At 42.2% G+C, this 10795-nt stretch carries 10 protein-coding genes; 8 read left to right on the forward strand and 2 right to left on the reverse strand.

Annotated features, from left to right (window positions below; all coding sequences use genetic code 11):
• Positions 1-216 precede the first annotated feature (216 nt).
• Entirely contained in the window at positions 217-1029 is an 813-nt protein-coding gene (locus ACYQ4S_RS09050) for an aldo/keto reductase (protein WP_459770692.1), read from the reverse strand.
• 77 nt (positions 1030-1106) lie between these two features.
• The gene (locus ACYQ4S_RS09055) at positions 1107-2885 is read right to left on the reverse strand and encodes a DUF4153 domain-containing protein (protein WP_459770694.1); all 1779 of its coding nucleotides are present in this window, start codon (positions 2883-2885) and stop codon (positions 1107-1109) included.
• Between the two features lie 214 nt (positions 2886-3099).
• On the opposite strand from ACYQ4S_RS09055, the gene ACYQ4S_RS09060 reads away from it, so the two are divergent.
• From ACYQ4S_RS09060 to ACYQ4S_RS09095, 8 genes are all read left to right on the forward strand, one after another.
• Entirely contained in the window at positions 3100-3549 is a 450-nt protein-coding gene (locus ACYQ4S_RS09060) for an HTH domain-containing protein (RefSeq protein ID WP_459770695.1), read from the forward strand.
• 325 nt (positions 3550-3874) lie between these two features.
• Positions 3875-5395: a BglG family transcription antiterminator gene (locus ACYQ4S_RS09065; protein ID WP_459770697.1), complete on the forward strand. Its 1521-nt coding sequence runs from the start codon at positions 3875-3877 to the stop codon at positions 5393-5395.
• Between the two features lie 18 nt (positions 5396-5413).
• Positions 5414-5848 (forward strand): PTS sugar transporter subunit IIA, encoded by a 435-nt coding sequence (locus ACYQ4S_RS09070; RefSeq protein ID WP_459770698.1) that lies wholly within the window; start codon positions 5414-5416, stop codon positions 5846-5848.
• A gap of 5 nt (positions 5849-5853) precedes the next feature.
• On the forward strand, positions 5854-6135 hold the full coding sequence (locus tag ACYQ4S_RS09075; RefSeq protein WP_459770707.1) for a PTS sugar transporter subunit IIB: 282 nt from the start codon (positions 5854-5856) through the stop codon (positions 6133-6135).
• 92 nt (positions 6136-6227) lie between these two features.
• Positions 6228-7499: a PTS ascorbate transporter subunit IIC gene (locus ACYQ4S_RS09080; protein ID WP_459770700.1), complete on the forward strand. Its 1272-nt coding sequence runs from the start codon at positions 6228-6230 to the stop codon at positions 7497-7499.
• Positions 7500-8240: a sugar isomerase domain-containing protein gene (locus tag ACYQ4S_RS09085; RefSeq protein WP_459770702.1), complete on the forward strand. Its 741-nt coding sequence runs from the start codon at positions 7500-7502 to the stop codon at positions 8238-8240.
• Positions 8241-8440: 200 nt separating this feature from the next.
• On the forward strand, positions 8441-9532 hold the full coding sequence (locus ACYQ4S_RS09090) for a glycerol dehydrogenase (protein WP_459770704.1): 1092 nt from the start codon (positions 8441-8443) through the stop codon (positions 9530-9532).
• 498 nt (positions 9533-10030) lie between these two features.
• Entirely contained in the window at positions 10031-10513 is a 483-nt protein-coding gene (locus ACYQ4S_RS09095) for a hypothetical protein (RefSeq protein WP_459770705.1), read from the forward strand.
• Positions 10514-10795 lie beyond the last annotated feature (282 nt).

The raw sequence follows: 10795 nt of genomic DNA on the forward strand, positions 1-10795 counted from the left end.
CGGAACTCTTCAAGCCATTTTTAAAAGAAAATCAGCTGAATCAAATATCAAAAGCGGCATAATAATCGGTACCAAGTCAATGACACCAAGGGTCAAAGGCTATTTTTTAACTGCAAAACTTGAGTTAATTATGATGTAAATCAGGTAGGGGGGATGATGCAGAGAAAACCGCCGACAATTCAGTCAGCGGCTGATTCAGATCTGTTGAATTTATGCTTAGTTTCTTACATCTTCCATCTTATCAAGAACAGCTAAGTCTTCTTCGGAGATAACAAAATCCACCTGCTTGTTTTCAATGATGCGCTCTTCATGCGTTGATTTTGGCAGTGGCAGTGTGTCTTTGTCCAGACAGTAGCGGATTGCCAGCTGTGCTGTCGTCACACCATATTTATCAGCCAGCTCCTTCAGTTCAGGGCTGTCCAGAAGCTGACCGGTAGCTAATGGTGAATAAGCTTCCACTACGATATCATGTTCTTTACAGAAAGAGACAAGATCTTTCTGGTCGCGCCCGATATAGTAAGGGATCTGGTTGGCCATAGGAACGATACCACAGTTATCAAGAATAGCCTGAAGATCACTGATTTCAAAGTTCGAGACACCAATCGCTCTGATTTTACCGTCATTATACAGTTTTTCCATTGCTTTCCATGACTCTATATTGCCCTCGGTATAATCTGTGCCTTTCTCACTCCAAGGCCATGGGGCATGAATGAGATAGAGGTCCAAGTAGTCCAGCCCCAGATTGTTCATTGTTTCTTCAAACGCATCAAGTGTTTCCTGATATCCCTTACGTTCGGCGGGGAGTTTACTCGTAACAAAGACATCTTCACGGGCAATGTCGAAATCTCTGATAGCCTTTCCGACATTTTCTTCATTATGATAAGCTAAAGCAGTATCGATGTGAGTATAGCCGTTCTTCAGTGCCATGGTGACTGCATCATATGCTTCTTCATTTGGTATTTGCCACGTACCGAATCCTATACTTGGGATGGTAACTCCATTATGAAATGTGAATGTTTCTTTTGACATGTTCTGCATTCCTCCAATTAATTTTACTAAATCCAGTTTACCTCAAACCGTATGAAAATGCTTCCTATTTGACCAGCTTATTTGTAATCCAGCAGCACCGTAAAGTCACCACCGTAAAATGCATTTCTGTCAATTTCAAATCTGTTGACAATTAAAGTTATGACAACTTCCTCGTTTTCCTCAACAAACGTCAAGTCTTCTAGGGGTCGGGACTGGCTCATTCCTTGTAAATCATAAATATCTTCCTGAAGGAAACTTAAATCAAATACCATGATTACTTCATCATTTTCTTCCAGCTCCAGGCTGAACATCTCATCATCGTGCTGAATGATCAGTTCTGCGTTCTCCTGATTCAGATCAATCCGTGTCTCTTCGTTAAACCCTTCGGACTGGTAGACAGAAAAGTAGACCATGTCGTCCATGCCCGCTACTGAAAAAGTTACAGGCTGTTCATTGTCAAGCTCCACATAGGCATATTCAGTTTCTACCGGGGACCACTCACCATTCTCTGAGTTATGATTGGCAAAATAATATGGGTCAAAGCCAAATACTGCCTGGAAATTATTATAATAGTCAAAGCGCTCAGGCAGCCAGTCCAAACGGTTTAGTTCATTGATATTATTCAAGTAATTAAAACTGTAGCTCAACTGGATTTTTTCTTCATGTGAAAATGGGTCTTCAGAGCTGATCCGCCCGTTATCATCAAAATCATCCGCTTGAATAATGTCCTCAACCTGTCTGATCTGACTCGCTGTCCCAATAGATACCGAGTCGATAAAAGGAAGGATGGACACGATTCCTAATGCGATCAATATAAGAGGAATATATCGGGAAGCTGATTTAAAGAAACCGTATATTATCACGCCACTGATTGCAAATAAACCAAATAGAAGAACGAAATATCTGCCATGCGTCAGTCCAAGCTGAAAGGATTTTATAGATGAAGAGATACTCTGAAAAACAGCAATGACCAGCAGCAGGTATGGAAAGTATCGGTTGAACAGACGGACCCACTGCTTCGTGGACTGCTCAGTTAAAAAGAGCGTAATGAATCCGACAGCTACGTAGCTGATCAGCATAGGTTCGATCAGACTGTCCAGCCAGAATTCTCCAGTAATGTTTGCACCGATATAGGCAATAAGTAATGCCGAGAAAATAAGGATCAGAGGGACGACTATGAAGTCTACCAGAACAGCTAAAATTTTTGGTCGACTGATGGCTTCTATTACTGTCTGATCATTTTTGTCTCTAAAGAATTCCGGAATACCGGATAGAAAATACACAGGAGCAAAAAACAGGAAAATAATGGCAGCTGAATGACTGTACCATTCAAAGCTCAGCTGAGTGAAAAGTGTACTGAATGTTGCCAGAATTGCTGCTACGCCAATGTAAAAGACAACAGCTAGAAGCAGACTACTGAAAAATGTCCGTATATAAGCAATCAGGGACTGTGAAAAGGTATATGCTCTGCGACTTGTCGGGATCGTAATCAGCATAACACTGGCTATGAAGATGACTACGATCGTCCTGATCATCGCTGACTGATCAGATGCAAAGTTGATTTGCCTTAGATATATATAGTAAAGAAAGGCTGATAGAGCAGAAACCAGTAGTATAAGCCAGGATGAACGGGTTTTCTGCCGCTCATTCTTTTCGTTCCACAACTGCCCGCATGCTAGAAAAAGAGCACCCAGTCCGGCAGAAAAGGCTTCTCTTGTCAAGGATGTCCGAGTAAGCTGGATATCAGCCATAACTATCAGAGTAGTCACAGCTAGAAAGAAAATTGATAGTGGAAATCGTCCGAATACAGCCATGCTCCTTTGTCTGAAACGTGCAAGAAAACGGGTTCTATTCATGATAAGGCCTCCAGATCGACAGACTTTACTCTGTCATATAATGTGTCTAAATCATACTCCTAGCGGTCATATTTAGCAATCTAATTGTTAGAAAGTAAGTGCGGGATATAAAGAGGTGTATACTTTTCTTCAACATTGCCTGATGAGAAAGAGTAGATGTTAGGGCTTACATAAAAGTGATATAATTGACCTGTAGAGAGGAGGTGAGAGAATCGTGACGATCAAAAATAAACAGAAGCTTCTAGGTATGCTGATTGAGAATGAACAGTTCAGATCAGCTGCCTTTCTAGCTGATAGACTGGGTGTTTCTGCACGTACGATTCATGCTTATCTTAAGGAACTGGATGATTTAATACAGAATACATCACTCGTTCTGGAAAGACGTCCAGGCGCAGGTATCCGACTGATCGGCAGCCATTCAGACAAACTGTCCTGCTTAACCGCTATCAGCAGAGGAACAAGAATTGATCTGGATCCCGCTGACCGACAGTTTGAAATAATCAGAAACTTGCTTGAAGGAAACCGGGTGTCCTACCATGAGCTGGCTGAACATTATTTTGTAAGCAGAGCGACTATCGTAAAGGATATCAGACAGATCAGGCAGGACTTTCTGCAAGGTGAAGATCTTCTCAGTTCAAACAACGACGGGACTATTTTAACGTAATTCCGAAAGAAGTCTCCCACTTCTAAGCGTATGGGTGCGAAGCACCAGTGAAAGTGGGAGATGAATTTCGGTCAAGCGATAGCTTGAAGTGGTTAATGTCATTCTCATTTGGTATACTTTATATATAGACGATAACCAAGTCTATATAGGCGACAACCAAGCCTACTGAGTATTCCTTGGCGTTAGCCAAGTAAAAGAAAACCTATGAGGCAGGGACTGCCTTTTGAGCCTACCCATATCCGATTCCTCTGTCTGCATGAAACCTGTGCAGACAAGAATGGAGTTCGTAGGAAGCCCCCACTTCAAAATCCGGAGGATTTAAGTGGTGGGTAGTTCACTGACAGACGAACGAACCCATCAGGCTCTGTGGGGCTGGTATCTTTCTCTGAAATATGAGAACCATTCTGGTCATCCCCCTATTTCTTTGAGAAGCTACGGTGGTTTTATTGAAGATGAACTGAATGTGTTGTATGAATATATTGAAATTATTCAAAATGAAGTGGAACAGATCGGTACCGCCTATCAGCTTGCTGATTACTACCGTGTTAAATTATTCGAAAATCTGATCGTATTAATGTATCGGATAATACTGGGTCACCATCATAAAGAGTCTTCCGGTTATATCTTCGAGAGAGTGACCAGCCTGGACACCTACTATATTGCAAATGATCTGGCTGCGAGACTGGAGCAGCAGACCAAGGAGTGTCTGTCAACTGAAGATCGTCTTTATATTAATGACTGTCTTATAGCGAATGGACTTAAAAATATTCATTCAATTGATACACATTCCTACTACCAGACGCTTGTGAGCGAACTCGTTTCAAAAGTAAGCGGGATGATCAATGAAGACTTGAGTGAAGACGAGCAGCTTTTAAATGGACTCCTGCATCATATTATCCCCATGTTCTTCAGGCTGAAAAACGGGATCGCCTTACAGAATCCTTACATTCGAGAAATCAAGAAACAGTATTCCATGATGTTTCACCTGACCTGGTATGCTGTTCTGGATCTGGAAAGAGAACTCGGCAGACGTATTCCGGAAGATGAAATTGCCTTCTTGATGATTCATTTCCAGTCTGCCCTGGAACGGAAACGAGATATCAGAAAGATATTGATTATCAGTCAGACTGGACTGCTGACGACCGAAATCCTTGAAAGACGAATCAAGCAGTTTCTCCCGAGCGTCCATATTTATGAAGTCATTGCAGAAGATCAGATCGGGCAGATGGATCTGAAAAAAGTAGATCTGATTATTTCAACTGTTCCGCTGTCGATCGACGAGCCGCCAGTTATTCCTCTTTCATCCATTCCGACTGATGCAGAGCTTAGGGATGTCATGAATAAAATGACTGAGCTTTTCTCAAGTTCCTATGTATTGTCTAGTAGACATGAGGGACTGAGCCAGGAACACCCACTCGTCGATTCTCTCAGCAGGCGTTTAAGTATTACAAGGGGTCATGTGCTTTCTATGGAAGACGCGATTAGGACATTAACTGATCCATTGGTGGAAGCCGGGAAAGTCACTGATGCATATGTCAAATCGGTGTTTGACCGGGAAGAGATGTCCTCTACTGCTTTTGAGACAGGCATTGCGATACCACACGGAGATCCTTCATTTGTCAAGGAAACTCAGCTTTCAGTGCTTATCAATGACAGAAAAATAAATTGGGGCGGTGATCGGGTTGACGTAATTGTACTGGTCAGTGTAACTAAGGAAGATATTCAGCATATCAGTCTGATTATCGAGCAGTTATATGCTGTGATGGAATCAAGAACAGACATTGAAAAGCTGTTTCACAGTAAGTCTGATCAGGACATTTCCCGCTATTTAGCTCATTATCATTAATTAAAGGAGTAGGGGTGCATGTTAAAACAATATTTATCGGAAGAAACGATGCAGCATAAGACATCTGTCGATAACTGGGAAGAGGCGATCACTGTAGCTGCCCGGCCGTTACTGAATAAAGGGGTGATTGATGATAGTTATGTAGAAGCGATGATCGATAGTGTTGAAAAGAACGGACCCTATATTGTGCTCAAGGATTATTTTGCTCTTCCTCATGCTCAGGCTGGCACAGGCGTGAATGAAGTCGGCATGTCACTGCTGACTCTTGAGGAACCGGTAGATCTGAAAGGAAATGAAGTTAAAGTGTTTCTGGTCCTGGCTGCTGTTGATGCATCTGCTCACCTGGATGCTCTGTCCGAAGTGTCAGAGCTGCTGATGGATGACGAGAAATATGAGATCGTTTTACAAGGAGATTTAGAGAAAATCAGACAATTAATAGAAGAAGGGAATTAGTGAACATGTACAAATTTTTAGCGGTATGCGGATTCGGTGTAGGCTCGTCAATGGTACTGAAAATGTCAATTGAAAAAGCGGCGAAAGAAAGAGGAATAGACTGTGAAGTGGAGAATACTGATCTAAGTTCGGCAAAAGGGACTGGAGCGGATGCCGTATTTACTAGTCAGGAGTTAGGAGACGAATTGAAAGGATCTACCAAATCACCGGTATATCCGATCCAGAGGTATATGGATAAAGAAGAGGTAGGAAAAGCGCTTGATGATTTCCTGTCCACTAAAGAGTAAACATGATTAGGTAGGTAAGGGGGAAAGGATCACCTTATGACGGATTATATCATTAAACGATCCTAATCTAACTAAAAAAGGACTGACTTATCATGCAAGGTATTTTAGATTTTATTACTAACTATATACTCAGGAACCCACCTGTTCTCCTGGGTCTTATTGCTGCTATAGGTCTTATCATTCAGCGGAAAAATATAGCAGATATTGTTAAGGGATCCCTGTCAGCTGCTTTCGGTATGCTGATTCTGGATACAGGGGTCGGTCTCATCGTAGGAACAATCATTCCAATCAATGATGCTTTCCAGCAGACGATTGCTGAAGGGGTAGAAGTAGGCGAGGGACTCAGTGATGTCACATTCATCGCTGATTTCGGAGGGGAAATCGGTCTGGCGATGTTTCTTGGGCTGATCATTCATCTGCTGATTGCCCGCTTCACTCCGGTCAAGACTATATTTCTTACTGGTCACATGCTCTGGTGGTTCCCATTTATTTTTGTAGCTGCAGGTGTTGAAGGCGGTCTGACTGGACTTGCTCTCATTTTATTTGGGGCTATCCTGTCTGCCTCATACTGGTCATTCATGCCATGGATCATGAGACGCTATATCTGGGACGTTACCGGAGATGAATCATTTCTTATCGGCCACCCTACCGGCATCTTGAGTATCATTTCCGGTTTCGTTGCCAAGCGAGTCGGAAACAAGGAACGTTCAACAGAATCACTCAACGTACCAAAGAGTCTGTCGTTCTTCCGTGAGATTTCAGTCATGGGTGCTATCGTTATTTTCATCATGTATGTCATCATGTCATTTGCTGCACCTGAAATTGTTGCTGAAGGAGATAATGCCTTCTTTACAGCAGTTACTCAGGGGATCACGTTTGGTGCCGGCCTGATCATTATGCTGCAGGGGGTTCGTATGCTGATCAACCAGATCGTTCCAGCTTTCCAGGGAATTTCCGACAAAGTCATTCCAGGAGCTGTCCCTGCTTTCGATGTGCCTATCCTGTTCAACTATAAACCCAATGCAGTCATCATCGGCTTCATCGTGGCCATGATCACTTCAACAATTATGATTCTGATTGCCAATACGACGAACTTGTTCGGGGTTATTCTTATTCCTCTGGTTGTTACTTCCTTCTTTGAAATGGGTGGAGCAGCAGTCGTGGGAGAAGGTCAGGGGGGCTTAAGAGGAGCCATCATAGGTACAGTTGTCGGTGCAGTCGTTATGGTAGGACTGATGGGTATTTCGGTAATCATCTATGAAACGACGATTCGAAACTGGATGCTGATTTTCGGAGGTAACGACTTCTCCTTATTCGGCCCACTAGCCAGCTGGCTTGCACAACTTCTGTCAGGAGTGTTTTAAATGACTTTTGATTATTTTGAAGGAATTAAACAGCTGATCGACACAGTTGAAAAAAAAGAACAAGCGTCTATACTCAAAGCAGTGGACTGTCTGGTCAAGGCAGTTGAAAATAAGCAGTCGATCTTTGCGTTTGGTGCCAGTCATGCCGGCATACTGACTCAGGAACTCTATTATAGAGCCGGAGGACTGATGACGATCAATCCTATTTTTGGAGAAAGTGTCCTCCTGGATGTCCAGCCTATTACCCATACAAGCAAAATGGAACGACTGGTGGGTTACGGGACTGCTCTCGCTGAGAAGACACCATTCAAAGAAGGGGACGTCCTGATAGTTCATTCGGTCTCAGGACGAAACCCTGTGACGATCGAACTGGCAATGGAAGCTCAGAATAAAGGCGTGACGACCATTGGGCTGACCAATCTCACTTATTCAAAATCAGTCGATTCCCGCCACCCGTCCGGCAAGAATCTCTTTGAATATAGTGATATCGTTATAGATAATCACGGGCATAGAGGTGACGGGATGTGCGAGATAGAAGGTCTTGATATGCGGGTAGGTCCATCTTCTACGGTAATCGGTGCACTGGTAGCCAATACGCTGATTGTTGAAACTGTGAAAAAACTGAAAGCAAACGGTATGGAAAAACCACCAATTTTTTACAGTGCAAATCTGGACGGTGGAGATGAACTCAATCAGAAGCTCATCAGCGAGTATAAAGAATCGATCCACTACAAGTTTTAAAATCAAACAGGAAGGCAGGGTGTCGATAGACTATGCCTTCCTGTATTCTTTTACAATAGTGCACTATTAGAATACATTCAACGCCTACACATTAATTGAAGTTTTTAATTATTTTGCATTTGTTCAAGGGTTATTTTTTGTTTTCGGAACCTGGAATGTGTTAGAATGAAATTGAAAGCAAATAAGGAAGGAGCAAGTGTATGCAGAAGTATATATTCAAGTCGCCAAGTCGTTACATTCAGGGAAATGGTGTCATCAAGGAACTCGGTAAAGAGGTTGAAAGTATCGGAAAACAGTCTCTGCTGATTTCTGATGAGGTCGTGTGGGATATTACTAAGGATATGGTAGAAGAAAGTTTCAGTGAATCCGATAGTAAGTATCATTTCGAACAGTTTAACGGGGAATCATCGACCAAAGAAATCGAGCGTCTGATTGAAGCTGGAAAAGAACAGAATGTGGATGCAGTCATCGGTGTCGGAGGCGGTAAAACTCATGATACCGCTAAAGCCGTTTCCGATGGACTAGAAGTACCGGTCATCATTGTACCAACTACAGCTTCAACTGATGCCCCCACAAGTGCATTATCCGTTATTTATTCGGATGATGGTGTTTTTGAAGGGTACAAGTTCTACGATAAAAATCCTGATCTGGTTCTAATCGACACAGGAATTGTAGTCAAGGCTCCCCTGCATTTATTTGCATCAGGAATGTCGGACGCTATGGCGACATTGGTCGAAGTTAAAGCGGCCATGAAGCGGAACAGCGATACAATGGCAGGCGGAAAGACGACATTTGCAGCTAAGGCAATAGCTGAAATGGCTGAAGAGGTACTATTTACTCATGGATTAGCGGCTTACAACGCTGTTAAAGAACAGCTCGTTACCCCGCAAGTTGATGCGATTGTAGAAGCGAATACACTACTCTCCGGCCTTGGTTTTGAAAACGGTGGACTGGCCGGTGCACACGCGATTCATAATGGGTTTACTGCAGTAGATGGGGATATCCACTACCTGACTCATGGTCAGAAAGTCGCATACGGTGTCCTGGTCCAGCTTGTGCTTGAAAGAAAGTCAGGGGAAGAGATCAAGAAATATATCGATTTCTTTAAAGCAATAGACATGCCGACTACTCTTGAAGAGATGCATCTGGATGGCAAATCATTTGATGAACTGCTTGAAATTGGAGAGCTGGCTACAGCTGATGGAGAAACGATGGAGAACTTGGATCCGGAAATCACTCCGACAGAAATTGCTCATGCGATTCTTGCAGTTAATGAATTAAGCGTATCGTAAAGCAACAAATGAACGTAGTAACTAAGAGCGTGCCGAGTTTATATATTCGGCATGCTCTTTGCATGTTCATCGGAAACCAGCTGATCACTCAGCTGGTTTTTCCTTATAAAGAACTCTAAAAAATATTAAAGGGACATGGCGTATCTACTTTCTACCAATTACTAACGGGAATGGACCATAACATGGTATATGGTCTATTCGGTTAAAACTACGAGCGGCGAATGGTGCATAAAATCTTTTATGGCACATACGAACACCAGAAATTTTATCCAATGGACCAAAAAACTGTATATGACCCATTCAACAGCACATAAGGTTTTCTAGCATTGAAAAGACAGATTAAATCGAGAAAAACAATCAGGTCGGACTAGTCAAATGCAATTTGTTCAATAAAGCACAATATTCATAAAAAAGACACAAATATATTTAGGAAAAAGCTTCCCTTTGCAAAGTTAATTTGTTAAACTGTTCACATGAAGAAAGGTAGGAGAGAATGTTATGAAAAAAGTAATGAATGCTTTACGCTTTGTTTTCCGTAACGGTGAAACCTGGACAGTTCGCCGTGAACATATCGGGGACTTATGGATCAAGCAGGTTACCACGAGTTTTGGACGAATTGGTGACGAATTTCAGCAGATCCATCCTTGTGAATCACTTAAGATTGAGATTGCTCACGAAGCTGACAGTGTCAATTCAGATGATATCAACAAAGGTGGATTGGAAGCAGGCATGTTCGCCCGAGTCAGGCAGTTTCAGGATATCGAAATGATGGATATTTTATATCGTGACCGTTTAAATGGGGAAAAGAGAATGGCAGTCGAAAAAGACCGCATCTATTTCCCATATAAAGCAATGGACACTGATGGACACGATAATGCATATCAGTCATCTATGGACCAGAATGATAAATTGTATATTGTCATTGATCCGGAAAGAACAGTAGAAGAGGTCTATCCTCAGCTCAGCGCTGCTCATTCTTAATGTGTTCCCTTACCTCAGTCAGATGGATAACCCCCATCTGACTGTTTTTTTTGCATTAAAATTGTTTTTACTGTGCTAAATAGTTACAATAAGGAAGTAAAAGAGAGGATGAACAGAATGCAGGAAAGAAAGTACAAAGAAACTTTGACATTAAATAACTCAAGTTTTGCAGTTGAATATCCAGGTTTAACCCTTGCGGTTATTGAAACTTCTTATAAATAATTATCAAAAAACACACAAAAAGACACCTCTCTTTGGTAAAATGTAGTCACCATAACAACA

Source organism: Alkalibacterium sp. s-m-28, assembly GCF_054658175.1.

Bases quoted from the DNA above. Each gene is read 5' to 3' on its own strand.
- ACYQ4S_RS09050 (WP_459770692.1), bottom strand. From the start codon at position 1,029: ATGTCAAAAGAAACATTCACATTTCATAATGGAGTTACCATCCCAAGT.
- ACYQ4S_RS09055 (WP_459770694.1), bottom strand. From the start codon at position 2,885: ATGAATAGAACCCGTTTTCTTGCACGTTTCAGACAAAGGAGCATGGCT.
- ACYQ4S_RS09070 (WP_459770698.1), top strand. From the start codon at position 5,414: ATGTTAAAACAATATTTATCGGAAGAAACGATGCAGCATAAGACATCT.
- ACYQ4S_RS09075 (WP_459770707.1), top strand. From the start codon at position 5,854: ATGTACAAATTTTTAGCGGTATGCGGATTCGGTGTAGGCTCGTCAATG.
- ACYQ4S_RS09080 (WP_459770700.1), top strand. From the start codon at position 6,228: ATGCAAGGTATTTTAGATTTTATTACTAACTATATACTCAGGAACCCA.
- ACYQ4S_RS09085 (WP_459770702.1), top strand. From the start codon at position 7,500: ATGACTTTTGATTATTTTGAAGGAATTAAACAGCTGATCGACACAGTT.
- ACYQ4S_RS09090 (WP_459770704.1), top strand. From the start codon at position 8,441: ATGCAGAAGTATATATTCAAGTCGCCAAGTCGTTACATTCAGGGAAAT.
- ACYQ4S_RS09095 (WP_459770705.1), top strand. From the start codon at position 10,031: ATGAAAAAAGTAATGAATGCTTTACGCTTTGTTTTCCGTAACGGTGAA.